We start from the raw sequence: 26,482 nt of genomic DNA on the forward strand, positions 1-26,482 counted from the left end.
ACCTGGCCCTAACTCCGACGATCCACCCATCACGCTTTGGTGAGGAGAGCCGCCCGTCATGCCTGGCTCCGCAGGCCGACCGGTCATACCTGGGCCCGCAGTTACATCACCTGGGGGCGGACGGGTGCCTGTTCCGCCTAGGTCCCGACAACTGCCTGCCACGCCTGGGCCCAGAGGCCCGTGAGCCGCCTCTGGGCCGCGAGGTCCGTCCGACGGGCCTGTGTTCGGGGATCCGTCGGCGGCGTTCGCCCCGGACGGCGAGCCGTCCGGACTTCCCCCAGATCGCCAGAACAACGAGACGGCCGCCGTCACGGCGCCGACCGTGGCGGCTGCCGCCGTCCCCACCCGGAACACGGAGGGCAGCACCGGATCCTCACCGGTCACCTCGACGGCCGGAAGATCGAGACCAACTCCCGCGCCCAGATCCCGGACGATCTCGGCGATGGCCTTTCCAACACCCCGCCCCGCCATCCCGGCGCCCTCCATGCCCCTCCCCACCTTCGGCTTCCCCTGCCGCCCGGGCGCTTCTGGTCATCCACAACCGGGCGCGCGTTTCGCCGCACGAGTCCGAGTTGTTCGCTTCCATCTTCAGGACTTGTCCACAGAATCGCGTTCGACCGTCTACGCACCGGCCCTATGCGTCAGTGTGCTCGCGTGCCTCAGGTCTCAATTCGCCTCACGGCGGTGTTCCTCGTCACGGTCACCGTTGCCGTGGCAGCCACGGCGGGCCTTCCATGCCTGGCGTCCGCCGTTCCGGCCGTGGCCGCCGTCCCTCGGCATGGTCATGAAGCCGAGGCTGTCATGGGTAGCGCATCGGTGCCGCCACCGCCCCGCCCCGTCATCGGACACCGCCCCCGAGAGGTGACAGAGCCGGATTCAGGTGCCCGTTCCCCGTCCACCCCCGCCGCGCCGGGCCGTTCAGCAGCCTCTCTGATCACGCCGGACGGTTCACCTCCCCCTCTGGCCGCGCTGGGCCGTTCGCCATCCAGATCAAGCACGCCGGGCCAGGGCGTTCAAGCTCTTCCGGCGCACGCCGTCGGCCCAGCGCCTCCAGAGCGGCCCCGCTGGCGGCTGCCGCTCGACGTCCCCTACCGGCGGGCCCTGCGTCGCTTCTCCCCACCGGCCCAGCCGTGGTACGCGGGTCATCGCGGAGTCGACCTCGACGCGAGGCCAGGGCAACGGGTGAGAGCGGCCGGTGACGGCATCGTCGGGTACGCGGATCCCCTCGCGGGCCGTGGCGTCGTGATGATCATCCACGCTGAGGGCCTACGAACGACCTACCTGCCGGTTCGCGCCTCGGTCCGGCGCGGGCAGGTCGTGCGCCTCGGCGACGTCATCGGCTCGGTGGAGCCGGGCAACGGCCACTGCCCCACCTCATGCCTCCACTGGGGCCTGATCAACCGGACCCGCTACCTGGACGCTCTTCTCCTGATCGGCCTCGGCCAGGTACGCCTCCTGCCAAGATGGTCACCCTCTCCTGGTCCCGACGCGACGCCCCTGGCAGATCCGCCGCTCGGACCGCCATAACGCCGTGAGTGGCCACGACTCCAGGAGCCGCTCGCCACGGCCCGGTGATGACGGGCGAGCGCGTGTAGATGTCTGCGGAGGGTGATCAGTCCGTGTAGCTGACGCTCAGTCCGTGTACTCGACGATGACGAGAGGGATTTCGCGTTCGGTTCGCGTCTGATGGTCCGCGACGCCGGGGTTGGCCGCCTGGAGGACGGCGAACAGACGCTCACGCTCCGCCCCTTGGGCAGTCGTGGCCACGCCCTGGAAGGTCTTCAGCACACCGGCGTCGGTCCTCAGCTCGATGGTCACATGGGGGTTGGCGACCAGATTGTGGTACCAAGCTGGGTGCGACGGAGCCGCCATGGCGGACGCCCAAAGGGCGATACGGCCAGGGCCGTCGGTCAGGAAGCCCAGGGGCGTCGTGCGTGACCGGCCGGTGCGGGCGCCGGTGGTGGTGAGCAGAACCAGCGGCACGTCCTTGAGCATGTCGTTCTTGACCTGCCCGTTCCCGGACCGGAACTCCTCGATGATCGAACGGTTGAAGGCCAGTTGGTCGTGAGGTGTCGACATCGGATGCCCCCTGAGGTCTTGATCGCTCCAGGCCCCACGCTACTCGCTCCCCGGATTTTTTCATTCGCAGGCGGCCGGCTGTTCACGAACCACCGGCCACGCGTCGGCCACGGGACGTGCAGGCCCGCACGCTCGGCGTCCGTCCCGCCGCGCCTGCGACGATCAGCTTGCCGCTCTGGGGGACGAGCACCCCGTCCGCCTCGCGGTCCAGCAGCGCCATGCGAGCCGCCCGTTCGGAGGCGTATCCGGTGACCGCGAAGGCCCCGGGCCTGGCCTTGGCGACCGCCGCCTCGACAGTATCCACGTAGGTCAAGCTCCGCCCCTCTGCCGCTGGCATTGGTGCCGATCCCCGAGCGCGCGGCCGATGATCACTCGTACGAGTCCCCAGGTTGCCGTCCCTCCCGCCAACACCGGAAGCCCCACGCACGACAGTGGCCGCGTAGGTCAAGCTCCGCCCTTGTATCGTCGGCGTTGGTTCGATCCCCCGAGCACGCGGTCAATGCTCACTCCTGCGAGCCCACGCCGGCGCCTAGGGATGGCCGAGCGGCGACCAGCGCACCGACGAGTCCGCCAACGACCGCGATGCGCATGCTCGTCCCCCTCATCCCAACCATGGCGTGAAGGTCCACGAAGATCCCTCGGCGCGCCACGCGTGCAGGTCATGGGTCAGCCCCGCACCTCACGGCCAGTCGACCACGCCCGTCGGCCTGGCGCGGCCGTTCTCCCACGTCAGCGCATCAGAACAACCTGCTGACGCACTGAACTACCTGCCCGCCATCGCGGTTATCCACAGCTCGGCGGGGCTCCGCCCGTCCGTGCGTTCTCCTCCCGCCCCAGACCGGAACGCTGAGCTGCAGGGATGCCATGACTACCCCTTCCATTCTCCCCTCGAATCCGAACGCGACTCGGTCCGTTGTCCCCAGAACCCGGTTCTACGGCCAGCGCGGCGGGCGAAGTGCGCGAAGGTCGCTGCCGGAGGTGGTCACATGGCCACGGCACATGAGCTCGGAAGGTACGGCGAGCAACTCGCCGCCGATTATCTACGGGCAGCCGGTTTCAAGATCATTGATCGCAACTGGTCCTGCCATGAGGGGGAGATCGACATCCTCGCCCGCGACGGATCCGCCCTGGTGGTCGTGGAGGTCAAGACTCGGTCGGGCAGGAGCCACGGCACCGCGTTCGAGGCCGTGACCCTGGCGAAGCTGGCGCGCCTGCGCACTCTGGCGGCCCGCTGGCTCAACGGCCAGACCGAATGGTTCTCCGCCATCCGCATCGACGTGGTGGCGCTGGAGCGCTTCGCCGGCGAGTTCTCGATCCGGCATGATCGGGGGGTTTCGTAAATGGCCGTCGCCCGCACGCGGTGTGTCGCGCTGGTCGGCGTCAGCGGTCACGTCGTCGAGGTCGAGGCCGATGTGGGTCAGGGCATCGCCGGCGTCAGCCTGATCGGCATGCTGGACACGGCGCTGAGCGAGGCCCGTGACCGTGTCCGTTCGGCCATCGTCAACAGCAGGTTCGCCTGGCCCGACGCCCGGGTCACGATCAGCCTGTTCCCCGCCAGCCTCCCCAAACGGGGCAGCCTTTTCGATCTCGCCATCGCAGTCGCGCTGCTGGGCGCGGCCGGCCTCGTCCCCCGGCAACCGATCTCCCGGCCGTTCTTTCTCGGAGAGCTCGGGCTGGACGGAACGGTGAAGCCGGTCCGCGGCATCCTGCCCGCCGTGATGGCCGCGGCGGAGGCCGGTGCCGGTTGCGTTGTCGTGCCGATCGCGAACGCCGCCGAAGCCGGGCTCGTACCAGGCGTGGACGTCGTGCCGATCCTCACGCTCGCCGAGCTGGTCGAGTGGCTGCGCAACGGCGATCCGATGAGCAAGCCGACTCTGGCGAGCGCGGGCGACCCGATGGCATCGACGGATTCACTTCCTCCCGGCGATTCTCCGCTCGATCTGGCGGACGTCGCCGGCCAGGCCACGGCGCGGCGTGCGCTGGAGGTCTGCGCCGCGGGGGGCCACAACCTCTGGATGCTGGGACCGCCCGGCACAGGGAAGACCATGCTGGCCGAGCGGCTCCCCACGCTCCTGCCCCCTCTGGACCGTGACCAGGCACTGGAGATCACGGCGATCCATTCGGTAGCCGGTGCCCTTCCCGCCGGGCGGCCGTTGCTGACGCGGCCACCGTTCATGGCCCCCCACCACACGGCCACGATCGCCGCCATCGTGGGAGGCGGAAGCGGGGTGATCCGGCCGGGGGCCGTCTCGCTCGCGCACCGCGGGGTTCTGTTCCTCGACGAGGCGCCCGAGTTCCCGGCACGGGTGCTCGACTCGCTGCGGCAACCCGTGGAGTCCGGCAAGGTGATCGTCGCCAGGGCGGCGGGAACGGTGTGCTTTCCGGCCCGTTTCATGCTCGTGCTCGCCGCCAACCCCTGTCCCTGCGCCCAGTCGTCCACTCCCGAGAACCCCTGCCAGTGCACACCCACCCAGCGGCGGCGTTACCTGGCTCGCCTGTCCGGGCCGCTGGTGGACCGCATCGACGTCAAGGTCCGCCTCGCGCGCTCCACCCGGCGCGAACTGCTGGCGGACCGGCAGTTCATCGAGCCCAGCGCCGTCGTGGCCGAGAGAGTGGCGCTGGCACGGGAACGCACGCTCAAGCGGCTGGCCGGAACACCGTGGCGGTGCAACGCCGAGATCCCCACAGCGTCCCTGCACGCTGACTTCCGGCTGCCTGCATCCGCGATGGCGCCCCTCTATCGCTGTCTCGACACCGGCGAGCTCAGTGCCCGGGGCCTGGACCGGGTGATCCGTGTCGCCTGGACCCTCGCGGACCTCATTGGCAAGGACAAACCTGACATCGCCGAGAGCACCACCGCCCTCGGCCTATGGCTGGGGGCCGAATGAACACCACACCATTCCCCGACGAGACCCACCCGGACCGCCAGAACCGCACCCCCGCGGCGCCGCCGACGGCGACCGCGAGTACCGCTCCTGAGAATCCGGCTGGCTGCGCGGCGCTGGACGATTCGGCCGGCGCGCATGGGCCTGCCCAGGATGTGCAGGCCAAGGCTGAAGGCAGCGCGAAATCCGATCAGAGCACAGAGGCGGTGCCCAACGCCCGCGGCGCGCCGGCACCCGATGACCTCGCCGCGACAGTGCCCGACGACCACGCCGCGAGCGCACCCGACCAGCGTGCCGTGACGGTGTCCGAAGGTCTTGTGGTGGCCGGCCGTGCGGTGACCGATGCGGTCGAGCGGAAGGCCGTCGCGAACCCGGGCGATCTTTCATGGGACGCGGTGCGGCTGGCCCGGGTCACGTTGATGCGTGTGGCGGACGCCGGAGACGCGGTGATGGGCCGCCTCGTCGCCGCGTACGGACCTGAGGGCGCGCTCGGCCAGGTACGGCGTGGTCACCTTGATCCGAGCTTCGTCGAAGAGTTGACCCGCGAGCGAGGCCGCACACCGGACATCGCCCGCATGCTGAGTGGATGGCGGGCGCGGCTCCTGGTCGCCGACCCGGTGACCGACCTCACCGAGGGGCAGGACCTGGGTGCCCGCCTGATCGTGCCGGGTGATCTCGAATGGCCCACCCAACTGGACGACCTGGGTCCGGAGAAGCCTTTCGGGCTGTGGCTCCACGGCGACGCGGATCTCCGCTTCTCGTGTCTTCGGTCGGTGGCCGTGGTCGGCTCCAGGGCCGCCACCCCGTATGGCACGCATGTGGCGGCGGAGTTCGGCGCCGATCTCAGCGAAGGAGGGTGGACCGTCATCTCCGGTGGTGCCCACGGAGTGGACGCGGCGGCGCATCGAGGAGCCCTGGCCGGCGAGGCCCGGACGATCGCCGTGCTGGCCTGTGGCACGGACATCGCCTACCCCGCCGCCAATCAGGATCTTTTCGCGGCCATCCGGGCCAGGGGCGTGGTGGTCAGCGAGTCGCCCATGGGCGTCCGCCCGACACGGCTGCGCTTTCTCGTCCGCAACCGGCTGATCGCCGCACTGTCCCGGGGAACGGTCGTCGTCGAGGCGGCCGTGCGCAGCGGAGCCCTCAACACGGCGAGCCACGCCGTCGCCCTTCGGCGTCACCTGGCCGCCGTGCCCGGCCCGGTGACCTCAGAGAACTCCACCGGCTGCCATCGGTTGATCCGCCGGGCGGAAGCGGTCTGCGTGACGTCGGCGCGGGAGGTCATCGAGCTGGTCGGGGCGATCGGAGACGATCTCGCGCCGGAGCCCAGAGGCCCGGTCCTCGGCAGGGACGCCCTGGATGAGGACACCCGCAAGGTCCTGGAAGCGGTCCCCGCGCGCGGAGGAACCGGTCCCGCGACCATCGCCCTCGATGCCGGGCTCGACCTGATGACCACTCTGGCCTGTCTGGGAGGCCTGGCCGCCGCAGGCTACGTCGAACGCGCCCCCCGAGGTTGGCGTCTCCGAAGATCAACGCCCGCCCCATGACCCAGCGCCTCCGAAGACCAAACCCCCACCCATGACCCATTAATCCACTCCCCCGGCGAGCCCGCTCCGACGACTTGCCGTGCGTCGGGTGCTGGGGACGAAGCTCGGGTCGTCGGGGCGTGGCGCGGGTGCCGGTGACTGCCGCCGGTGCCGCGCAGGCAAGGGAGAGGGTAGAAGCGAGCGACCCGTACCCGGTGCTACCCGGTGACCGTGCCACTCGAGGCCGTGAGTTGATGTGCGTGAGTTGATGTTTGGGGCCGGGGGCACCGATGTGCGTTACCGGTGTCCTGCGGGTGGGTTACCGGCTGGTGCGGTCTGGTGGGGGGGTGAGTTGCCGGTGCAGGCGTGTGGTGCCGGTGTTTGGGGTGCCGGATTGGTGTAGTGACGCCTGCTGTGGGCCTGCGAGTCGGGTGTGGGCCTGCGCGTCAGCTGGAGAAGCCTTCCTTGGGCATTTCCAGGTCGGGCTTGGCCAGTTCTTCTACGTTGACGTCCTTGAAGGTGACGACACGGACGTTCTTGACGAACCTGGCAGGGCGGTACATGTCCCACACCCAGGCGTCCTGCATCTTCACGTCGAAGAAGACATCACCGTTCTCGGCGGTGCGCACGTCGAGATCGACGGAGTTGGTCAGGTAGAAGCGCCGCTCGGTCTCGACGACGTAGGTGAACAGGCCCACCACATCGCGGTACTCCCGGTAGAGCTGCAACTCCATTTCGGTCTCGTATTTCTCGAGATCCTCTGCGCTCATCCCGGCCCTCCACTTTCCTTCCTCCCCCGGTGCGGCCGCTCAGGCGACACCGGCCCCCATTTCATTCTCGCCTATCCCGGCCCCCGCTCCGGACCGCGCCACCGTGTTCACGGTTACGAATGAGAACCGATGATGCGGGCTGGGTCCATGGGCCGCCAGAGCGCGACGGTGCCCCGCCGTCACGTACCCCTTGTGGTCGGCGAAGCCGTACTGAGGGTAGAGGTCGTCCAGCGAGGTCATCATGCGGTCTCTCGTCACCTTGGCGACGATGGACGCCGCGGCCACGCACGCCGAGACCTGGTCTCCCTTCCACACCGCCAGCGACGGGGCGGGCAGGCCAGGAACCGGGAACCCGTCGATCAGAACGTACCCGAGATCGCACTGAAGACCTGCGACGGCCCGCCGCATCCCCGCGATGTTGCACTTGTGCAGGCCGCGCGCGTCGATCTCCTCCGGCGGGATCGTCACCACCTTCACCGAGCGCGCGGTCGCCATGATGCGTTCGTGAAGCTCCTCACGCCGGGCGGGGGTGAGCGCCTTGGAGTCGGCCAGGCCGTCGATCTCGGCGCGCAGGACCACGGCCGCGACCACGAGCGGCCCGGCGCAGGCCCCGCGGCCCGCCTCGTCGACACCGGCGATGGGCGACAGGCCCCGCCGTGCGAGCGCGCGCTCATATCCGTACAGACCAGAATCGCGGCGCACGATGCTGGGTCGCGGACGGTAGAGAACAGTCATAAGCCAAGCGGCACGGAACCCCGCCGCGAAGGGATCAACCCGCGGGACGGTCGGACCCCCCGGCCGGTGAACGGCGATGCGAGCACGACCATGGGCCAAGCCTACGCCCGAAACGGCTACGGGGGTACGCTATCGCCCCTTTGAGAACCTCCCCGGCCCCCTCGCTGCCCGGCCTGCACGTGCAGCCACCAGGGAGAACGGCCAAGACCGGCGCACCTGAGGGCGAGATCCCTCCGGCTACGTCAACTGCACGACCTTCCATCCCACGCCACGCCGAGGCCATGGCCGTGCCGGGACGACGCGAGGTGGGGGCACAGATGGGCGCCGCCACGCGACCGGCTCGACACATGTCCGTTGACACTCCACCTCCGGCCTGAAGTGAAGACCGGGGCACCGCGGACGATCCTGGGAGCACGGGATAGGGATGCGGGCGGCCACACGTCCGGTCTGCGCGGCCTATCCGGACCCTTCGTACGCGCTAGCGGATCTTGGTGAAGGTTTCCGGGACCGGCAGCGTCGTCAGGCGCGAGAACGGCCAGTACACCGCGAAGGCCCTGCCGATGACATCGCTGGTGGCGATCGTTCCGTGGGAGCCGTTCTTCATGAAGGCGCGGGAGTCCTCCGAGGCGGCGCGGTGGTCACCCATGAGCCACAGACGGCCCTTGGGCACGGTGACGTCGAACTTCTCCTGCGACGGGAAGTCCTGTGGGTTGAGGTACGACTCCTCGTCGAGGGGGACGCCGTTCACCGTGATCCGGTTCTGGGCATCACAGCACTTCACATGGTCGCCCCCGATACCGATGACCCGCTTGATCGTGGTGGCGCCGTCCCAGCCCTTGAAGACGACGACCTCGCCGCGCCCGAGATCTCCCGTGAGACGGTTGACGATCACCCTGTCGTTGATGAGCAGCGTGTTCTCCATGGACTCCGACGGGATGAAGAACGAGTCCAGGACGAAGACGCGCACCAGCAACGCGACGACGACCCCTCCGAGCACGAGCAGCACGGACTCCCGCCACCCCGACTTCTTGCTCCTCGCGCCGGACTTGGCGGCCTCGGGCTCGTCGGACGACGGCGCATCCGAGCCGGACGCCGATCCCGGACGCTCCTCCGCAGCGCCCGGCCCAGAGGCCGCGGTGCCGTTCGAGCCACTGAGGTCAGGCGCGGAGGCGGCAGAGCCAGGCGAGCCGGGCGCACCGGCACCGCCGGGGTCAGGAGTACCGGGGTCGGGCTCGGGCTTGTGCTCTGTGACGCTCATCGGAACTTTGGGGCGGATTCCCGGTGAGGCGCCGGGAGGGGTTCACGGCCCCGTCTCCTTCAAATCTCTCGGGGATGGACGGACGGCTCCGCGCCTCTCGGGCGTGGAGGAACGTTTCGCACTCACTGCACGGAACAACGGTTCCGAATCATAGGGGTGGAAAGGGTGCCGAATGTCCGAAGTCACCAGAAACACCCCCGCATCGAGCCTGTGGCCGGCCCAAGGGTCTCCCCAACCGACTCCTCACCAGGAGAACACGGTTGGGGGTGGGCTGATCAAGAGGTGTGGCCCTCGGCGAAGGCAGCGGCACAGCCGGGAGCTTGCCAGGTCTGGCCGCCGAGCAGCACGACGTGGATGAGGTGGCGGCGGGACGTGGGTGGGAGTTAGAGGGTGGTGGGGAGTTTGGGGTTGGTCAGGTAGCGGCGGCGGAAGGCTACCAGGGGGAAGGCGCCGGCGAAGCCGAGAAGCAGAGGGGACGAGGACTCGGCGAAGGCCACGGCCTTGAGGGCGGGTTGGGTGAAGGTGTCCGGGATCGGGAGGGTGGTCGCGCGGCCGAAGGGCCAGACGATGACGAAGGCCCGCCCGACGACGCTGTCCTTCGGGATGGCGCCGCCGCCCGGGTCGCCCTGGTGGGACCGCGAGTCCAGGGACACGGAGCGGTGGTCGCCCATCACCCACAGGCGGTCCTTCTCGACCTTGATCTCGAAGAACTTCTGGGACGGCTGGTCGTCCGGGTACAGGTAGGCCTTCTCGTCGAGCGGGACACCGTTGACCGTGATCCGCCCCTGGGGATCACAGCACTTCACCGTGTCGCCGGGCAGGCCGATGACGCGCTTGATGTAGTCCTTCTCGCCGGGGACGACGCCGAACGCCGTGCCCACCCAGCGGAAGAAGCCGGCGACCGGGTTGGACGGCTCGGGGACGTCGATCTCACTGGCCCAGGAGTCGACGCCGGAGAAGACGACGATGTCGCCGCGCTCGATGTCACGCGTGTGGTAGACGAGCTTGTTGACCAGCACCCTGTCGTTGACGAGCAGGGTGTTCTCCATGGACTCCGAGGGGATGTAGAACGCCTGGACCACGAAGCTCTTGATGATGAGCGCAAGCAGCAGCGCCACCACGACCAGCACCGGCAGCTCGCGCCAGAACGAGCCCTTCTTTTCCTTGCCGCTCTTGGCAGCCGGCTTGGTGTCTTCCGCGACCACGTCTACCTCGTCCTCGACGGGGCGGCGCGGCCCGCCGGCCCCCTGGCCATCGCTAGTCATCGCTGTCGAGCCTAAATGATGCCCGCTCCACGCCGGGTCGCCGACTCGGCTTCACGTCCAAAGAACTGGGCACTTCCAGGGGGTTGACCTGTGAGGCCGCCGGTGGACGACGGAACGTTCCAGCTGGGCTCCCGGCCCGGCGGGGCCGCCCGAGCAGGCCCCGGCAGAACCCCATCAAAATGGCCCGCATCCCTGGTGGGATGCGGGCCACCTGTACGTGAAGGCTACTTGCTGGTGGGCAGAGCGTCGCGCTTCTCGCGGATGCGGGCGGCCTTGCCGCGCAGGTCGCGCATGTAGTAAAGCTTCGCCCTGCGGACGTCACCGCGGGTCACGACATCGATCTTCTCGATGACCGGGCTGTGCACCGGGAAGGTCCGCTCGACGCCCACGCCGTAGCTCACCTTGCGGACGGTGAACGTCTCGCGGACGCCGCTGCCCTGGCGGCGCAGGACGAAGCCCTTGAAGACCTGGATGCGGGACCGGTTGCCTTCGACGACGCGAACGTGGACCTCCAGCGTGTCGCCCGGGCGGAAGCTCGGGACGTCACTGCGTACGGCGGCCTTCTCAAGCTCCTGGATCAGCGTGTGCATGGCAGCGGTTCCTCGATTGAAGCGAGCACCCGGAGGTCCGCCCGGCCATGCGCGTAGCACGGCATCGAGGTGGACACGAGCGCTGGGCTGAATACGTCTGGGAGGCCGGGCGTCGCTCTTGCCCGAGCCGGCCGCGCGTCGACCATGGACGGGCCGACGGCAGCAGTTCAGTTTGCCATATCTTCCGGCGGGAAGCGAAACGAAGCGTCGTCGAGGACCTCGCGGTCGCGCTTGTCAAGGGCTCCGGGGCCGAGGCGCGCGAGCAGTTCGGGCCTGGTGGAGGCGGTGCGGCGCAGCGCCTCGTCCCGCCGCCAGCGGGCGATGGCCCCGTGGTTGCCCGACAGCAGGATGGGCGGCACCTCGTGGCCGCGCCAGACCGGGGGCTTGGTGTAAACCGGGCCTTCCACGAGGGAGGCCATGGCGCCGGGGGCGAAGGAGTCGTCGGCGACGGAGTCGGCGTTGCCGAGCACGCCGGGCAGCAAGCGCCCGACGGCCTCGACCATGACCAGCACCGCCGCCTCGCCGCCCGCGAGCACGTAGTCGCCGATGCCGACCTCGTCGACGCGCAGGCGAGAGCCGTATTCGGCCATGACGCGGGCGTCGATGCCCTCGTAGCGGGCGGGCGCGAACAGCAGCCAGGGCTCCTTGGCGTATTCGAGCGCCACTTCCTGCGTGAACGGGCGGCCGCTGGGCGTCGGCACGATCAGGCGGGGCGGCGCGGTGGCTGCGCCGGTGATCGCGTCGATGGCCTCGCCCCACGGCTCGGGCTTCATGACCATGCCCGGCCCGCCGCCGTACGGCGTGTCGTCGACGGTGCGGTGGACGTCGTGGGTCCAGTCGCGGAGCTGGTGCACCCGGATGTCGAGGATGCCCCTCTGACGCGCCTTGCCGATCAGCGAGACGTCCAGCGGGGCGAAGTATTCGGGAAATATCGTGATGATGTCCACCCGCATGCCCGCGTCCCGCCCAGCCCCTGGGAACGGGGACAGGTCCGCCGCCACATCGGGCGTCACGTCCAGGCGCAGATCAGGCCCCTGGTCCGGGCTCGAGTCCAGGCCCATGTCAGCTCGCCTCGTTCAGGTCGAGCAGCCCGGGCGGGGCGTCCACGATGGCACGGCCGGCGGCCAGGTCGATCTCGGGCACCAGGGTCTTGACGAAGGGGACGAACACCTCGCCGCCTCCGCGCCGCACCACCAGCAGATCCTGCCCGTGGTGGAGGACGTCCGTGATCTCGCCGACGGGCTCGCCCTCGACGGTGACCACGGCCAGGCCGATGAGCTGGTGGTCGTAGAACTCGTCCGGGTCCTCCGGCGGGGGGACGTCACCGGAGTCGATCACCAGCATCGTGCCGCGCAGCGTCTCGGCGCCGTCGCGGCCGATGACGCCCTCGAAGCCGAGCAGCAGGATGTTCTTGTGCCAGCGCGCGGTCTCGACGACCAGCGGGCCGGCGTCCGCGGGGTCGGTCGCCAGCGACGCGCCGGGGGCGAAACGCATCCCCGGGTCGTCGGTGCGCACCTCGACCGTCACCTCGCCACGGATGCCGTGCGGGCGGCCGATGCGGCCGACGACGAGTTGCACGTCGCTGCTCCTTCCAAACTCGTTCTGAACTTGAGGAGCCCGGGAGGGCGCCGCAGAATCGCGACAGGGGACCGCCCGGCTGCCGGGGGTCCCCTGTCCAGAGGGCTGGTGCCCTCTGAGCCTCGTTACCGGGCTTCGTTCAGGTCGAGCAGGTCGACCCGTACGTACTTGCCGTCGGCCAAAGCGTTCATGACGGTGCGAAGCGCCTTGGCCGTGCGGCCGCCACGGCCGATGACCTTGCCGAGGTCCTCGGGGTGAACCCGGACCTCCAAGACACGCCCGGTGCGAATGCGACGGGCGCGCACAAGAACGTCGTCGGGGTGCTCGACGATGCCCTTGACCAGATGCTCGAGGGCTTCCTCAAGCACCTCAGACCTCGCCTTCCGGCTTCTCCTCCGCGGCCGGCTCGGCCGGAGCAGCGGGGGCGTCGTCGGCCTTCACGGTCTTCTTGGCCTTGCGGGCGGTGGTGGCGTTGCCGGTGCCGGTGTCACCGGACAGCGCCTCCTTGGCCGCGGCCTCATAGATGGCGTGACGGTCGGGCTTGGCCTCGGCGACCAGCAGAGGCGCGGGGGCGGGCTCGCCCTTGAACTTCTGCCAGTCACCGGTCAGCTTGAAGATCTTGAGGACCGGGTCGGTCGGCTGAGCGCCGACGCCGAGCCAGTACTGCGCCCGCTCGGAGTCCACCTTGATGAACGAGGGGTTCTCCTTGGGGTGGTAGAGGCCGATCTCTTCGATCGCACGGCCGTCACGCTTGGTGCGGCTGTCCGCCACCACGATGCGGTACTGCGGGTTGCGGATCATGCCGAGCCGCTTGAGCTTGATCTTGACTGCCACGGGTGTGGTCTCTCCTGGGCTTTGAGCGTGGGTGGACGGGCGTCTCGCCGAGTGGGGCACGACGGGATGACCGCCCGAGGGACAAGCGTGATCCGCGGGGGTGAGAGGGCACCCACGGCCACGGTGTTCCAACATGACATTCTGCCAGATGTTCCGACCGCTTTCCGAATCGGCGCGACCTCACACCGTGTCGGACCGCCACCCGAGCCAGACGCCCACCCAGACGCCCGCGCCAGATGCCCAACCAGACATCAGGCAGACGCCCGGCCGGAAAGCCTCAGCCGGACGCCCAAGCCGAGACACCCGAAAGGTCACACCCGGCACACGAGCCGGGCCGCCGCCGGAGGACTACCCCTGGCCGGGAAGGCGGAACTTGGACGGGTCGAAGCCGGGCGGGAGCTCCAGGCCGGGGGGCATCTGCCCGCCGACGCCGCCCAGGCCGGCGAGCCCCGACGGCAGCGGCTCGGAGGACCCGCCGCTCGCGGCGCCGGCCTTGCCGAGCGCGGCCTTGCGCGGGTCGCCGCTGACCCTGCGGCCCTTCTTGGCCTTCTTCTGCGCGGCCTTGCCGCCCTTGCGCCCGCCGGGCATGCCCGGGATGCCCATGCCCCCGGCGACCTGCTTCATCATCTTCTGCGCGTCGAAGAAGCGGGTGACCAGGTTGCTGACCTCGGTGACGGTGACGCCGGAGCCCCGGGCGATGCGGGCGCGGCGCGAGCCGTTGATGATCTTGGGTTCCTGGCGCTCGGCCGGGGTCATCGAGCGGATGATGGCGGCGACGCGGTCGAGGTCGCGCTCGTCGACCTGGTTGAGCTGGTCGCGCATCTGCCCCATGCCGGGCATCATTCCGAGCAGGTTCTTCAGCGGCCCCATCTTGCGGACCATCATCATCTGCTCGAGGAAGTCGTCGAGCGTGAAGCCGTCGCCGGAGACGAGCTTGCCCGCCATCTTGGCGGCTTCCTGCTCGTCGAACGTGCGCTGCGCCTGCTCGATCAGGGTGAGGATGTCACCCATGTCGAGGATGCGGCTCGCCATGCGGTCGGGGTGGAAGGCGTCGAAGTCCTCGAGCTTCTCGCCCGTGGAGGCGAACATGATGGGACGGCCGGTGATGTGCCGCACCGACAGCGCGGCGCCGCCGCGGGCGTCGCCGTCGAGCTTGGTGAGCACGACGCCGTCGAACCCGACCCCGTCCATGAAGGCCTGGGCGGTGGTGACGGCGTCCTGGCCGATCATCGCGTCGACGACGAAAAGGACCTCGTCGGGGCTGACGGCGTCGCGGATGTCCGCGGCCTGCTTCATCAGCTCCTGGTCGATGCCGAGACGGCCGGCGGTGTCGATGATGACGATGTCGTGCTGCTGGCGCCGGGCGTGGTCGATGGAGCCGCGCGCCACGCCGACCGGGTCGCCGACGCCGTTGCCGGGCTCGGGCGCGTAGACCGGGGTGCCGGCGCGCTGCCCGACGACCTGGAGCTGCTGGACGGCGTTGGGCCGCTGGAGGTCGGCGGCGACCAGGAGCGGGGCGTGGCCCTGCTCGCGCAGCCAGCGGGCGAGCTTGCCGGCGAGCGTGGTCTTGCCCGCGCCCTGCAGGCCCGCGAGCATGATGACGGTCGGCGGGTTCTTGGCGTACCGCAGCCGCCGGGTCTCGCCGCCGAGGATCCGCACCAGCTCGTCGTTGACGATCTTGACGACCTGCTGGGCGGGGTTGAGCGCCTGGGAGACCTCGGCCCCGCGCGCGCGCTCCTTGACATGGGACACGAAGTCCTTGACGACCGGCAGGGCGACGTCGGCCTCGAGGAGCGCGATGCGGATCTCTCGACAGGTCGCGTCGATGTCGGCGTCTGACAGCCTGCCCTTTGACCTGAGGGAGGAGAAGACCGATGTCAGGCGGTCGGAAAGCGTCTCGAACACGTGATGGCCAGCCTCTGTGTCACGGGTCGTCCGGGGTGAGTTGACTCGAACTCTCAGCCTATCCGCTCCTGAGGCCGGTCACGCGTACCCGGCCGCGGGGCGAGGGGCCGGGAACGCGTCAGCTCCTCCAGCCGGGCACCGAGACCCGCATCGTCAGAGCGTGCTCGACCAGGGCGATCAGCGTGCTCTTGACCGATTCCCGTTTGCGCGCGTCGGTCTTGACGATGGGGACATGCGGTCCGAGCGTGAGCGCGTCGCGCACCTCCTCGTCGGCGTACGGGTGCTGGCCTTCCCAGCCATTGAGGCCGACGACGAACGGCAGCTTGGCCTCCTCGAAGTAGTCGACCGCGGGGAAGCTGTCGGCGAGCCGCCGGGTGTCGACCAGGACGACGGCGCCGATGGCGCCGCGGACCAGGTCGTCCCACATGAACCAGAACCGGTGCTGGCCGGGCGTGCCGAAGAGATAGAGGATCAGTTCGCTGTCCAGCGACACGCGGCCGAAGTCCATCGCGACGGTCGTGGTGGCCTTGCGCGGGATGAGCCCCAGGTCGTCGATGCCGGCGCTGGCGTCGGTCATGACGGCTTCGGTGGTGAGGGGGACGATCTCGGAGACCGCCCCGACGAAGGTGGTCTTGCCGACGCCGAAGCCGCCCGCGACGACGATCTTCGTCGAGGTCAACCCGCCGCGGCTAGAGCCTGCGAAGTCCACTGAGTACCCTTTCGAGCAGGTTGAAGTCCGGCTGTCCGGCGTCCAGTTGCGGGTGGTGTAGCTGGACGAATCCTTCCGCGGCCATGTCCGAGATGAGGACCCGGGCCACGCCGAGGGGAACCCGCAGGAGCGCGGAGATCTCCGCGACGGAACGCACCTGGCGACACAGCGTGTTGATCGCCTGGTACTCCGGAATCAAGCCGGAAATATCTTGATAAGGAGGAATCGTGGAGTGCACCAGCGTCTCCATGGCGAGGTGCGTCCGCGGTGCCGAGCGCCCGCCGGTGACCGTGAAGGGCCGGACGGGCGAAGAAGGTTCCTGTTGGTAGGGCCGTAAACCGTCCTCCCAGCCCGGACCGCCCATGGAGTTCACCGCGGCGACGACGCCTGAAGCTCGGCGCGCACGGCCGGGGTAAGCACCTGACCGGCACGCTCGACCATCAGCGTCATCTGATAGGCGACCAGGCCCATGTCGCAGTCGGGCGCGGCGAGCACGGCGAGACAGGAGCCGTCGCTGACCGACATGATCAGCAGAAGCCCCCGCTGCATCTCCACGACGGTCTGCGTGACCGCCCCGCCCTCGAAAACCCGGGAGGCGCCCTGCGTCAGGCTGATCAGACCCGCGGCCACCGCCGCGAGCTGGTCGGCCCTGTCCTTCGGGAAGCCCTCGGAATAGGCGAGTGGCAGCCCGTCGGACGACACCACCACCGTGTGGGCCACTCCCGGCACCGACCGGACGAAGTCGGTGATCAACCAGTTGACTCCGCGGGCGGCCTGGCTCAGCTCTCTCACTTGTCCTCCTTATCGCCCTGGGTGCGCCGCAGGTCCGTGTTGAACGCCACCTCGTCCTCGTTGAGTTCCCCGCGGGCGACCGCCCGGCCCTGGCGGATGCCCTGCTGGAAGCTGGACAGCCGGCTGCGCGCCCGGTCGGGCGAGAGCGCGGGCATGGCGGGGACGGGCGAGGTGGCGTTCTCGGCACCTGTCGCGGACCCGGGCACCAGATTGGCCTTCGGAACCCGCTTGGGGAGGCCCGCCGTGGTGGTCCCGTCCCGGACGGGCTCCTGCACCACGGCCGCGGCCTGCCAGCCGGCGTCGGCGGGGTTCTGCTGCCAGGCGCCGGTGTCCTTCTCCTTGTCCTGAAGCGGGTCCGCGCGGCGGAACCAGGCGGACTCGACGGAAGCGAAGATCGGCAGGAACTCGTCCTCCTGTTCCATCGGGGAGGGCCGCACGGCCGGCAGGGGTCCGGTGACGGCGTCCAGGTCAGAGGTTTCGTAACGGCGGGGCCGCATACGGGTCGGCAACTCGCCGGGTCCCGTAGGAGGACCGCCGTACCCGCCCGACCCCGTGCCAGGCTGCGGGTTGCCGCCGCCGAACAGGCTCGGCCCGGTGCCCGGCCCGTTGAAACCGCCTGAGCCGGTCGAGGACCCGCCGAAGGCCGACCCCGTCGAGGGACCACCGAAGCCGGTGGGGCCCGAGACCGGCCCGAAGACGTCCGTGGCTCCCCCCGTCCCGCCGAAGCCCCCCGTACCGCCGGTGGGCGGCCCGAACGCGGACGGGCCCATGGCGTCGTCGAACGCGCCGGTCGCCGGCCCGCCGACGGAACCGGGGCCGCCGACGGAACCGGCGGTGCCCGGCCCGGCGAACCCGCCGCCGCCGGTGGTCGGGCCGAGGGGCCCCGTCCCGTTGGCGCCGAACGCGGCCGGGCCCGTGGGCGAGCCGAACAGCGCCCCGGCCTCGGCGTCGAACGCGCCGCCGCCCTGTGTGGCGGACGCGAACAGGTTCTGGCCGCCGGGCTGGCCGGACGCCGGCCACGCGGGGGCACCCGCACCCGCACCCGCGAACGCCTGCCCGCCGGACGAGCCGGTCGAGCCGGACGCGGAGGAGCCGCCCGCCGGGGTCGCGGGCATGCCCATGAGCGACTCGGGCAGCAGCACCATCGCGGTCAGGCCGCCGGCGTCGTGCCTGCGGAGCTGGACGCGGATGCCGTTGCGCAGCGCGAGGCGGCCGACCACGAACAGGCCCATGCGGCGCGACACCGACACGTCCACGACCGGCGGGTTGGCCAGCCGCCAGTTGGTCTGGGCGAGTTCCTCCTGGGTCATGCCGATGCCGGCGTCCGTGACGGAGATCATCACGCCGCCGCCGTCGATGCGGTTGGCCGAGACGGTCACCCGGGTCTCGCGCGGGGAGAACGAGATGGCGTTCTCGACGAGCTCGGCGAGCAGGTGGATGACGTCGTTGACGGCCTGGCCGACGATCGAGACGCCGGTCGGGACGTGCATGGCCACGCGCTCGTAGTTCTCGACCTCCGACAGCGAGGCGCGGGTGACGTCGAGCAGGGGCACGGGCTGGCTCCACCGGCGCGCGGGCTCCTGGCCCGCGAGGACCAGCAGGTTCTCACTGTTGCGCCGCATGCGGGTGGCCAGGTGGTCCAGGCGGAACAGGTCGCCGAGCCGCTTGTCGTCCTGCTCGCCCTGCTCAAGGCCGTCGATCAGGGTGATCTGCCGCTCGACCAGCGTCTGGGTCCTGCGGGAGAGGTTGACGAACATGGCGCTGACGTTGCTGCGCAGCTGGGCCTCGTCGTTCGCGAGCCTGATCGCCTCGCGGTGGACCTCGTCGAAGGCCCGGGCGACCTCACCGACCTCGTCGTTGGAGACGACACCGATGGGGGTGACCTCCGGCGGGCCCGCGGCGCCCTCCGACTCGCGCAGTTTCTGCACCATCTCGGGCAGACGGCGACCGGCGATCTCCAGCGCGCCGCCGCGCAGGCGCCGCAGCGGGATGACGAGGGAGCGGGCCATGACGGAGGTGATGACGAGGACCAGGATCATCAGCAGGACCACCGCGCCGATGTTGATGGCGGCCTGGTTCTGCTCGGTGCGGGCCAGCTCGGCGGACTGGTCGACGATGGAACGTCCCAGCGCGCGCTGGACGTCGTGCATGCGGTCCAGCCGCTCGCTGGAGGCGCCGAACCAGTAGTCCACGTCGCTGGTTCCACCGCCGAGGCCGCGCAGGAACTGGCCCTGCCGGACGAGCTCCAGCGCCCGGTCGACCAGGGCCGCGGCGACGTCGATCTTGGGGCCGCTGACGGTGTCCTGGTAGAGCTGGCCCTGGGTGAGCGTGGCACGGGAGAAGAACGCCTGCAGCTCGCTGTCCTGCCGGGCGCGCGCGGCGTCGAAGGCTTCGAGCTCGGCCGGGGAGAACTGCTGGACCGTCAGGCCGATGCTCAGAATGCCGCGCTGGCGGGAGGCCTGTTCGGCGGCACGGCTGAGGGAGGCCAGGGCGGAGGCGCTCGCGTCGAGGGTGGCGTCGGTGCTGCCGCGGCCGATCTCGTCGAACATCGTGAGCAGGTCGTCGATGGCCAGGGAGTACTTCTGGAGCGTCGGGAGCGCGGGGAGCTGGGAGTCGCTCACGGTCTTGCGCAGGGATCCGAGCTGCGCCAGCCGGTCGAGCAGCCGCTGGTAGGGCAGGCGCCCGCTGTCGCGCAGGGCCGGCTCGACGGTGGCGCGGTGGTCCTGGACGATCTGGACGAGCGCGTCGACGGCGTTCTGCTGGTCGCGCAGCAGCAGTCTGGCCTGGCTTCCGTGCCGGCCACTCGCGACGAACCGGACCGACAGGTCACGTTCCAGGTCGAGCTGGTGGGCGAGATCGCCCAGGGTGGTCACGAACTGCGCCACCGTGCGGACGCGGTCGTACTCGGCCGCGTTCTGGATCGATGTCGCCACCCGGAGACCACCGAATAGGACGGCCACCAGAGTGGGCACCAGGATGAGCGCGATGAGACGGGTGCGCACCCGCCAGTTACGCAGCGCGAGCGAGCTTCCTGCCGACTGACGCGGGGCGGCGGGGGCGTCCGGGGCGGAGGGCGATCGGTCTGCGTCCGGCTTGGCGCGGCGACCGCTCTCGATTGTTGCTGTCCTCACAGGTCGCAACCTCTCGCCAGCTGGTCTGCGTGGGGAATGGACGCACTTGACGTGTGTGACACAAGACAAGTGACGGGCAATCGGAGCACAAGCCTACGAGCACGATCAATAGCCGTGAGTTTTTAGACCGTTCCAAGAAATTATTCAGTTCCTGGAATGTGATTCGGTCTCGCATGTCAAGCTCACGTCCGCACATCCGGTCCGATGTGGCCAGTTCGTAGTCAAAGCCGTATTTATACCGTTCCAGAGCACCAAACGCCGCCATCAACTCACTATTACGGTCAAAGTGGACTTTCTTACGAGTTTCGTGACATAGGCGGCTTATCCGTGTTAGCGCCGATCTTCCTCCGCTAAGCTTCACGCTCGCCGTGCCGGAAACCGCTCACACGCAGGTGACACGGCACTCTTCCCCCACAACTAATAGGACACCTCAATGAGAAGCTTTAGGGGTCGTACCTTCATCGTCGGCGTGGCCGCGGCTCTCACGCTCGCGGCATGCGGCGGATCGAACACCGGTTCGAGCAATACCGGCGGCGGGCTCGAGAAGACGACGATCAACATCGGCGCGATGCCCATCGCGGACGTCGCCGGGCTCTTCATCGCCAACGAACGGGGCTTCTTCAAGGAAGAGGGGCTGACCGTCAACACCAAGATCATCAAGTCGGCGGCGGAGGCGATTCCCCAACTCCACAGCGGTGCCCTCGACATCGGCATCGGCAACTACTTCACCATCTTATCGGCTGCCGAACGGACCCAGGACAAGTTCCGTTTCGTCGCCGACATCTACCAGTCGAAGCCCGACGTCTTCCAGATCGTCGTCCCCAAGGACTCGCCGATCCAGACGGTCAAGGACCTCAAGGGCAAGAAGGTCGCCGTCGCCTCGAAGAACAGCATCGCCGAGCTGGCCGTGGCCAACTCGCTGCGCACCGCCGGACTCGACCCCAAGAACGACGTGCAGTGGGTCCCCATCCCGTTCCCCCAGATGCCGCCGGCCCTGAAGAACGGTGACGTGGAGGCCGCCTGGCTGACCGAGCCGTTCCTCACCGGCGTCCAGCAGGAGCAGGGCGCGCGCAAGATCGTCGACACGATGACCGGCGCCATGGCCGACTTCCCGATCGCCGGCTGGGTCGCGATGGACGACTGGGCCAAGAAGTACCCCAAGACGATGGCCGCCCTCCAGCGCGGCCTGCTCAAGGGACAGCAGATCGCGGCCGCCGACCGCAAGGCGGTGGAGAAGGTGCTCCCGTCCTACACGCAGATCAAGCCCGAGGTCGCCTCGGTCATCAATCTGGGTTCCTACCCGACCACGCTCACCCCGGCCCGCATCCAGCGCGTCGCCGACCTGATGCTCGAGTACGGCTACCTGACCAAGAAGATGGACGTCACCTCCCTCCTGGCCCCGCTGCCTCAATGATCCGCGCCGCCCGAGTGGCCCGCGGCGCCGCCGGCGTCGCGGTCCTGCTCATCGCCGCCGAGCTGGCCGGGCGCACGGGCCTCGTGGACCCCTCGATGGTCCCGCTGATGTCGACGGTGCTGGCCCGCGCCGCGGGGCTGGTCGCCGACCAGCAGTTCCTGGCCGACGTCTGGGGGACCCTGATCGTCTGGGCCGCCGGGCTGCTCCTCGCCGTGGCGATCGCCGTCCCCCTGGGCATGCTGCTCGGCAGCCTCCCCCGCGCCGAGACGGCCACGCGTCCCCTGGTGGAGTTCCTGCGCCCGATCCCCTCGGTCGCCCTGCTCCCGCTGATCACGCTGCTGATCCCGGACGACTCGGCCATCAAGATCACGGCGGTCGTGTACGCGGCGGCGTGGCCGTTGCTCATCAACACGATGTACGGGCTGCGCGACGTCGACCCGATCGCCAAGGAGACCCTGCGCAGCTTCGGTTTCGGGCGGTTCGCCGTGCTCGCCCGGGTCTCGCTGCCGAGCGCGGCGCCGTTCGTCCTGACGGGCGTGCGGCTCGCAGCCGCGGTCGGCCTGATCGTCGCGGTGAGCGCGGAGCTCATCACCGGCGGCACGGCGGGGCTGGGCGCCTTCATGATCCGCGCGGGTGCCGGCTTCCGCACCGACCTTGTCCTGGCGGCAACGCTGTGGGCGGGGGTTCTCGGCCTGGTGGCCAACGCCCTGCTCCTGAAGTTGCAGCGCAGGGCGTTCCGCTGGCACGCGGCGACGTCCGGGGAGGTCTCATGAGCGCCACCACCGCCCTCCTGGCCGCGGAGGGCACCAAGCGGAGGACCCGCGGGGGCCGCCTCGCCGGCCTGCTGACGCGGGTGTGGCTGATCCCGGTGGCCGTCGCCGCCTGGGAGATCGGCACCCGCCAGGCCGCGTCGACCTATTTCCCCCCGCCCTCGCAGATCGCCGCCCGCGCGTACGAGCTGTGGTTCTCCGGGCCCGCGTCGCACCTGTTCCTCACCGACGACGCGCTCGGCGACTTCCTGCCGAGCCTGGCCCGGATGTTCGGCGGGTGGGCGGCGGCCTGCGTGCTCGGCGTCGGGCTCGGGGTGGCGCTCGGACGCTCCCGCGCGCTCGCCGGGTACATCGACCCGATCGTCGAGTTCTGCAGGGCGATCCCGCCCCCGGCGCTGGTCCCGCTGTTCATCGTCATCTTCAAACTCGGCACCGAGATGCAGGTGGCGACGATCGTCTACGGGGTGATCTGGCCCATCCTGATCAACTCCATCGACGGGGCCCGCTACGTGGGCCGTCTGCACATGGACACGGCGGAGGTCTTCGGGATGGGACGGGCCCAGCGGCTCTTCCGGATCATCCTGCCGGCGGCCGGTCCGAAGATCTTCGCCGGGCTCCGGCTCAGCGTCTCCCTGGCCGTGATCCTGATGGTGCTGTCCGAGCTGGTCGGCAGCACCGACGGGATCGGCTACCAGCTCGGCACCACACAGATGAACTTCGACCTGGCCGGCATGTGGAGCGTCATCGTCCTTCTCGGCGTCCTCGGGCTCGTGTTGAACGTGTCCTTCCTCGCCGTGGAGCGGCGCGTCCTCTCCTGGCACCGGCGAGCCCGGCAGACAACCTGAGGAAGCGGGAAGCATCGTGCTCGACGTCGTCAACCTGAGGCACACCTACGGCCAGGGGCCCTCCGCCCACCACGCCCTCGGCGGCATCGACCTGAAGGTCGCCGAAGGCGAGCTGGTGAGCGTGGTCGGGCCCTCCGGCTGCGGGAAGTCCACCCTGCTCCGCTCCATCGCGGGGCTCATCCAGCCCACCCACGGGCACATCCGCATCCAGGACGGCCACGTCACCGGCGCGCCGGGCGAGCTGGCCGTCGTCTTCCAGGACTACAGCCGCTCGCTGTTCCCCTGGATGACGGTCGGCGAGAACGTGGCGCTCCCGCTGCGCCGCCGGGGATTGGACCGTGCCGCCCGGCGCGCCGCCGCGGCCGAGGCGCTCGCGGAGGTCGGGCTGCCGGACGCGGCGGCGAAGTACCCGTGGGAGCTGTCGGGCGGCATGCAGCAGCGCGTGGCGATCGCGCGGGCTCTGGCGTACCGGCCCACATTGCTGCTCATGGACGAGCCCTTCGGCTCGGTGGACGCCCAGACCCGTGAGGACCTGGAGGATCTGGTGCTGAAGGTGCGAGAGCTGCACCGGATGACGATCCTGCTGATCACGCACGACATCGACGAAAGCGTGTACGTCGGGGACCGCGTCGTCGTCCTCACGAAGTCACCGGCGCGGGTCGCGGGAGAACTGGCCGTCGACCTGCCCTTCCCCCGCGACCAGATCGGCACCCGGGAGCTGCCCGCGTTCGTGCACCTGCGCGCCGAGGTCGGCCGCCTGGTGCGCGCCAAGGAGCAGCTCCCCACCTTCCATGCCTCCCAGCAGGCATGATCCCCCCGGCACCCTTCGGGGGCCGCATCTCACGACTGGAGTGCACATGACCGAGCCTTCGAGCACCATCACCGAGATCATCGCCGGTGGCTGGCGCCTGTCGGCCCTGAAGACCATGGTCGAACTCGACTGTGCCCGCCACCTGGCCGAAGGGCCTCTGACGGTGTCCGAGCTGGCCGGGCGCTGCGGGGCGCACGCGCCCTCGCTCGGCCGGATCCTGCGGACGCTCGGCGCGGTGGGCGTGGTCAGGACCGTGGACGTCGACACCTACGCCCTCACCGAGGCCGGCGCGCTGCTCACCGAGGACGCCGAGGGGTCCATGCGCAGCGCCGTGCTGACCAACATGGACCCGGTGCTCTCCTCCGCCACCAACGAACTGCTCACCGAGACGGTGCGCACGGGGCGGTCGGCGTTCACCGAGCGGTACGGCGTCCTGTACGACTACCTGTCCGAGCACCCCGAGCTGGCGTCGGTGTTCAACAACTTCATGACCGGCCGCGCGCTCCCCATGGCGCGGGGCGTCGCCGAGCGGTACGACTTCTCCTCGATCGGGAAGCTCGCCGACCTCGGCGGCGGGCGCGGGCACATCCTGGCGGAGGTGCTCCGGGCCAACCCTGACCTGCGGGGCCTGCTGTTCGAGCTGCCGCACGTCCTGCCGGACGCCCGCGCGGCGTTCGACGAGTGGGGCCTGACCAACCGGTGCGAGTTCGTGAGCGGCGACTTCTTCTCCGCCGCGCCGGAGGGCCCCGACGCGTACCTGATGGGCAGCGTCATCCACAACTGGGACGACGCCAACGCGCTGCGGATCCTGAAGGTGGTGCGCGCCGCGATGTCCGCCGACGCGCGCCTGCTGCTGGTGGAGATCGTCGTTCCGGACGACGACACCCCGCACTACGGCAAGGACCTCGACATCCGGATGATGGGGCTGTTCGGCCAGGGCCGCGAGCGCAGCCGCTCCGAGCACACCGTGCTGATCGAGAAGGCCGGCATGACGGTCACGGACGTGATCCCGCTGCCGTTCCACGCCAGCCTGATCGAGGCCCGGCCCATCTAGAGCCGATCCAGACCCGGACCGGCCGCCGGTGGCGGTTCCCGGCAGGGAGGTCAGCGGCCTCCCCAGCCGGGAACCGCCACCCGCATGGTCAGCGCGTGCTCGACCAGCGCGATGAGCGTGCTCTTCACCGAGTCTCGCGAGCGGGCGTCGGTCCGGACGAGCGGGATGTGCGGGGCCAGCGTCAGTGCCTCGCGGACCTCCTCGTCGGCGTGGGCGTACCGGCCGTCCCAGCCGTTGATGCCGACGACGAACGGGAGCTGGGCCTCCTCGAAGTAGTCGATCGCCGGGAAGCAGTCCGCCAGCCGCCGCGTGTCCACCAGCACGACCGCGCCGATCGCGCCCCGCACCAGGTCGTCCCACATGAACCAGAACCGGTGCTGACCCGGCGTCCCGAACAGGTACAGGATCAGATCCTGGTCCAGGGACACACGTCCGAAGTCCATCGCCACGGTCGTGGTGGTCTTGTTCGGGGTCAGCCCGAGATCGTCGATGCCGGCGCTGGCGTCGGTCATGACCGCCTCGGTCGTGAGGGGGACGATCTCCGACACCGCCCCCACGAACGTGGTCTTGCCGACGCCGAAGCCGCCCGCGACGACGATCTTCGTCGACGTGAGCGCCCCGCCGCGGCTAGAGCCTGCGAAGTCCACTGAGAACCCTTTCGAGCAGGTTGAGATCCGGCTTGCCCGTTTCGAGCTGCGGGTGGTGCACCTGGACGAGGCCCTCGGCCGCCATGTCGGCGATCACGATCCGGGCCACGCCGAGAGGCATCCGCAGAATCGCGGCGATTTCGGCGACCGACCGCACCTGACGGCACAGCGTGCTGATCGCCTGCTTCTCCGGGGTGAGCACCGACAGATCCTGGTGCGCCGACGTGGCGGAGGAGACGAGAGCCTCCATGGCCAGGGAGGTCCTCGGCGCGGTGCGCCCCCCGGTCATGGCGTAGGGCCGGACCAGCGAGCTCTGCTCCACCGGTTCCGGCGCGGGAAAGGGCGCGGCCGCGCCGGGGAACCGGCGTGGGTCCTCGATCTGCGCGTACGACGAACCGCCGCTCAGCGGGTCGCCGTCATCCGTCCAGCCACGACGTGCCATGGCGTCCTCCTGTCATCGGCCTCTCACCTGGGTTGAGACGCCTGGAGTTCGGCACGCACAGCCGGGGTAAGCACCTGACCGGCACGCTCGACCAACAACGTCATCTGATAGGCCACCAGGCCCATGTCACAGTCGGCGGCGGCGAGCACGGCGAGACAGGAGCCGTCGCTGACCGACATGATCAGCAAAAGCCCCCGCTGCATCTCCACGACGGTCTGCGTGACCGCCCCGCCCTCGAAAACCCGGGAGGCGCCCTGCGTCAGGCTGATCAGACCCGCGGCCACCGCCGCGAGCTGGTCGGCCCTGTCCTTCGGGAAGCCCTCTGAGAAGGCCAGGGGCAGTCCGTCGGCCGACACCACGACCGTGTGAGCGACGCCAGGGACGTTGTTCACGAAGTCGGTGATCAGCCAGTTGACGCCACGGGCCGCCTGGCTCAGCTCCC

The 26,482-nt window shown here is 69.8% G+C and carries 28 protein-coding genes; 9 read left to right on the forward strand and 19 right to left on the reverse strand.

What is annotated here, in order from left to right:
• The first annotated feature begins 801 nt into the window (after positions 1 to 801).
• Positions 802 to 1,527 (forward strand): peptidoglycan DD-metalloendopeptidase family protein, encoded by a 726-nt coding sequence (locus AB0M95_RS05410; RefSeq protein WP_363759863.1) that lies wholly within the window; start codon positions 802 to 804, stop codon positions 1,525 to 1,527.
• Positions 1,528 to 1,632: 105 nt separating this feature from the next.
• Here the strand turns inward: AB0M95_RS05410 and AB0M95_RS05415 are convergent, their stop codons facing one another.
• Together AB0M95_RS05415 and AB0M95_RS05420 are read right to left on the reverse strand one after the other, a co-directional pair.
• A complete protein-coding gene (locus AB0M95_RS05415; protein WP_363759866.1) occupies positions 1,633 to 2,079 on the reverse strand; it encodes a nitroreductase/quinone reductase family protein in 447 nt (148 codons plus the stop codon).
• Positions 2,080 to 2,161: 82 nt separating this feature from the next.
• A complete protein-coding gene (locus tag AB0M95_RS05420; RefSeq protein ID WP_363759869.1) occupies positions 2,162 to 2,392 on the reverse strand; it encodes a hypothetical protein in 231 nt (76 codons plus the stop codon).
• Positions 2,393 to 3,065: 673 nt separating this feature from the next.
• Here AB0M95_RS05420 and AB0M95_RS05425 point away from each other — a divergent pair.
• From AB0M95_RS05425 to dprA, 3 genes are read left to right on the forward strand one after another with little or no spacing between them, the layout of a single operon-like run.
• Positions 3,066 to 3,419 (forward strand): YraN family protein, encoded by a 354-nt coding sequence (locus tag AB0M95_RS05425; protein WP_363759872.1) that lies wholly within the window; start codon positions 3,066 to 3,068, stop codon positions 3,417 to 3,419.
• Entirely contained in the window at positions 3,420 to 4,967 is a 1,548-nt protein-coding gene (locus tag AB0M95_RS05430) for a YifB family Mg chelatase-like AAA ATPase (RefSeq protein ID WP_363759875.1), read from the forward strand.
• Positions 4,964 to 6,511: a DNA-processing protein DprA gene (dprA, locus tag AB0M95_RS05435; protein WP_363759878.1), complete on the forward strand. Its 1,548-nt coding sequence runs from the start codon at positions 4,964 to 4,966 to the stop codon at positions 6,509 to 6,511. Before AB0M95_RS05430 ends, dprA begins: the two co-directional genes overlap by 4 nt.
• A 425-nt stretch (positions 6,512 to 6,936) precedes the next feature.
• Here dprA and AB0M95_RS05440 read toward each other — a convergent pair whose 3' ends face one another.
• The 14 genes from AB0M95_RS05440 to AB0M95_RS05505 form a co-directional block, all read right to left on the reverse strand.
• Entirely contained in the window at positions 6,937 to 7,260 is a 324-nt protein-coding gene (locus tag AB0M95_RS05440; protein WP_030511723.1) for a DUF2469 domain-containing protein, read from the reverse strand.
• Positions 7,261 to 7,299: 39 nt separating this feature from the next.
• Positions 7,300 to 7,995: a ribonuclease HII gene (locus AB0M95_RS05445; RefSeq protein ID WP_358515508.1), complete on the reverse strand. Its 696-nt coding sequence runs from the start codon at positions 7,993 to 7,995 to the stop codon at positions 7,300 to 7,302.
• A 478-nt stretch (positions 7,996 to 8,473) separates the two neighbouring features.
• Positions 8,474 to 9,253: a signal peptidase I gene (gene lepB, locus AB0M95_RS05450; protein WP_363759881.1), complete on the reverse strand. Its 780-nt coding sequence runs from the start codon at positions 9,251 to 9,253 to the stop codon at positions 8,474 to 8,476.
• A 383-nt stretch (positions 9,254 to 9,636) separates the two neighbouring features.
• Positions 9,637 to 10,518, reverse strand: a complete 882-nt coding sequence (gene lepB, locus AB0M95_RS05455) for a signal peptidase I (RefSeq protein WP_363759884.1) — start codon at positions 10,516 to 10,518, stop codon at positions 9,637 to 9,639.
• 224 nt (positions 10,519 to 10,742) lie between these two features.
• Entirely contained in the window at positions 10,743 to 11,108 is a 366-nt protein-coding gene (gene rplS / locus AB0M95_RS05460) for a 50S ribosomal protein L19 (protein ID WP_358515515.1), read from the reverse strand.
• Positions 11,109 to 11,275: 167 nt separating this feature from the next.
• Positions 11,276 to 12,061 (reverse strand): tRNA (guanosine(37)-N1)-methyltransferase TrmD, encoded by a 786-nt coding sequence (gene trmD, locus AB0M95_RS05465; RefSeq protein WP_358516539.1) that lies wholly within the window; start codon positions 12,059 to 12,061, stop codon positions 11,276 to 11,278.
• A 109-nt stretch (positions 12,062 to 12,170) separates the two neighbouring features.
• Entirely contained in the window at positions 12,171 to 12,686 is a 516-nt protein-coding gene (gene rimM, locus AB0M95_RS05470) for a ribosome maturation factor RimM (protein WP_363759887.1), read from the reverse strand.
• A 125-nt stretch (positions 12,687 to 12,811) separates the two neighbouring features.
• Positions 12,812 to 13,054, reverse strand: a complete 243-nt coding sequence (locus tag AB0M95_RS05475) for an RNA-binding protein (RefSeq protein WP_114028904.1) — start codon at positions 13,052 to 13,054, stop codon at positions 12,812 to 12,814.
• A gap of 1 nt (position 13,055) precedes the next feature.
• Positions 13,056 to 13,520, reverse strand: a complete 465-nt coding sequence (gene rpsP, locus AB0M95_RS05480) for a 30S ribosomal protein S16 (protein ID WP_363759890.1) — start codon at positions 13,518 to 13,520, stop codon at positions 13,056 to 13,058.
• 348 nt (positions 13,521 to 13,868) lie between these two features.
• Complete coding sequence (gene ffh, locus AB0M95_RS05485) at positions 13,869 to 15,425, reverse strand: signal recognition particle protein (RefSeq protein WP_363759893.1); 1,557 nt, start codon at positions 15,423 to 15,425, stop codon at positions 13,869 to 13,871.
• 118 nt (positions 15,426 to 15,543) lie between these two features.
• Positions 15,544 to 16,104, reverse strand: a complete 561-nt coding sequence (locus tag AB0M95_RS05490; protein WP_358515527.1) for an ATP/GTP-binding protein — start codon at positions 16,102 to 16,104, stop codon at positions 15,544 to 15,546.
• A gap of 10 nt (positions 16,105 to 16,114) precedes the next feature.
• On the reverse strand, positions 16,115 to 16,498 hold the full coding sequence (locus AB0M95_RS05495) for a DUF742 domain-containing protein (protein ID WP_114029192.1): 384 nt from the start codon (positions 16,496 to 16,498) through the stop codon (positions 16,115 to 16,117).
• A gap of 5 nt (positions 16,499 to 16,503) precedes the next feature.
• Positions 16,504 to 16,917 (reverse strand): roadblock/LC7 domain-containing protein, encoded by a 414-nt coding sequence (locus AB0M95_RS05500; protein WP_204070212.1) that lies wholly within the window; start codon positions 16,915 to 16,917, stop codon positions 16,504 to 16,506.
• 5 nt (positions 16,918 to 16,922) lie between these two features.
• The gene (locus AB0M95_RS05505; RefSeq protein ID WP_363759897.1) at positions 16,923 to 20,057 is read right to left on the reverse strand and encodes a nitrate- and nitrite sensing domain-containing protein; all 3,135 of its coding nucleotides are present in this window, start codon (positions 20,055 to 20,057) and stop codon (positions 16,923 to 16,925) included.
• 433 nt (positions 20,058 to 20,490) lie between these two features.
• Here AB0M95_RS05505 and AB0M95_RS05510 point away from each other — a divergent pair, with 433 nt between their 5' ends.
• Genes AB0M95_RS05510 through AB0M95_RS05530 form a run of 5 tightly spaced genes read left to right on the forward strand, consistent with a single transcriptional unit; the run spans position 20,491 to position 24,951 of the window.
• Positions 20,491 to 21,471, forward strand: coding sequence for an ABC transporter substrate-binding protein (locus AB0M95_RS05510; protein ID WP_363759900.1), 981 nt, complete (start codon positions 20,491 to 20,493; stop codon positions 21,469 to 21,471).
• On the forward strand, positions 21,468 to 22,244 hold the full coding sequence (locus AB0M95_RS05515) for an ABC transporter permease subunit (RefSeq protein ID WP_358515535.1): 777 nt from the start codon (positions 21,468 to 21,470) through the stop codon (positions 22,242 to 22,244). Before AB0M95_RS05510 ends, AB0M95_RS05515 begins: the two co-directional genes overlap by 4 nt.
• Complete coding sequence (locus AB0M95_RS05520) at positions 22,241 to 23,086, forward strand: ABC transporter permease (RefSeq protein ID WP_363759903.1); 846 nt, start codon at positions 22,241 to 22,243, stop codon at positions 23,084 to 23,086. Before AB0M95_RS05515 ends, AB0M95_RS05520 begins: the two co-directional genes overlap by 4 nt.
• Positions 23,087 to 23,102: 16 nt before the next feature.
• Positions 23,103 to 23,897 (forward strand): ABC transporter ATP-binding protein, encoded by a 795-nt coding sequence (locus tag AB0M95_RS05525; RefSeq protein ID WP_363759906.1) that lies wholly within the window; start codon positions 23,103 to 23,105, stop codon positions 23,895 to 23,897.
• 46 nt (positions 23,898 to 23,943) lie between these two features.
• A complete protein-coding gene (locus tag AB0M95_RS05530; RefSeq protein WP_363759909.1) occupies positions 23,944 to 24,951 on the forward strand; it encodes a methyltransferase in 1,008 nt (335 codons plus the stop codon).
• Positions 24,952 to 25,001: 50 nt separating this feature from the next.
• Here the strand turns inward: AB0M95_RS05530 and AB0M95_RS05535 are convergent, their stop codons facing one another.
• The 3 genes from AB0M95_RS05535 to AB0M95_RS05545 are packed head-to-tail and all read right to left on the reverse strand — an operon-like array spanning position 25,002 to position 26,477.
• Complete coding sequence (locus tag AB0M95_RS05535) at positions 25,002 to 25,598, reverse strand: ATP/GTP-binding protein (RefSeq protein ID WP_114028915.1); 597 nt, start codon at positions 25,596 to 25,598, stop codon at positions 25,002 to 25,004.
• Positions 25,579 to 26,040, reverse strand: coding sequence for a DUF742 domain-containing protein (locus tag AB0M95_RS05540; RefSeq protein WP_363759912.1), 462 nt, complete (start codon positions 26,038 to 26,040; stop codon positions 25,579 to 25,581). The genes AB0M95_RS05535 and AB0M95_RS05540 overlap by 20 nt, the downstream gene beginning before the upstream one ends.
• 23 nt (positions 26,041 to 26,063) lie before the next feature.
• Complete coding sequence (locus AB0M95_RS05545) at positions 26,064 to 26,477, reverse strand: roadblock/LC7 domain-containing protein (protein ID WP_214413570.1); 414 nt, start codon at positions 26,475 to 26,477, stop codon at positions 26,064 to 26,066.
• Positions 26,478 to 26,482 lie beyond the last annotated feature (5 nt).

The organism is Sphaerisporangium sp. NPDC051017 (assembly GCF_040683095.1).
Taxonomy (GTDB): domain Bacteria; phylum Actinomycetota; class Actinomycetes; order Streptosporangiales; family Streptosporangiaceae; genus Sphaerisporangium.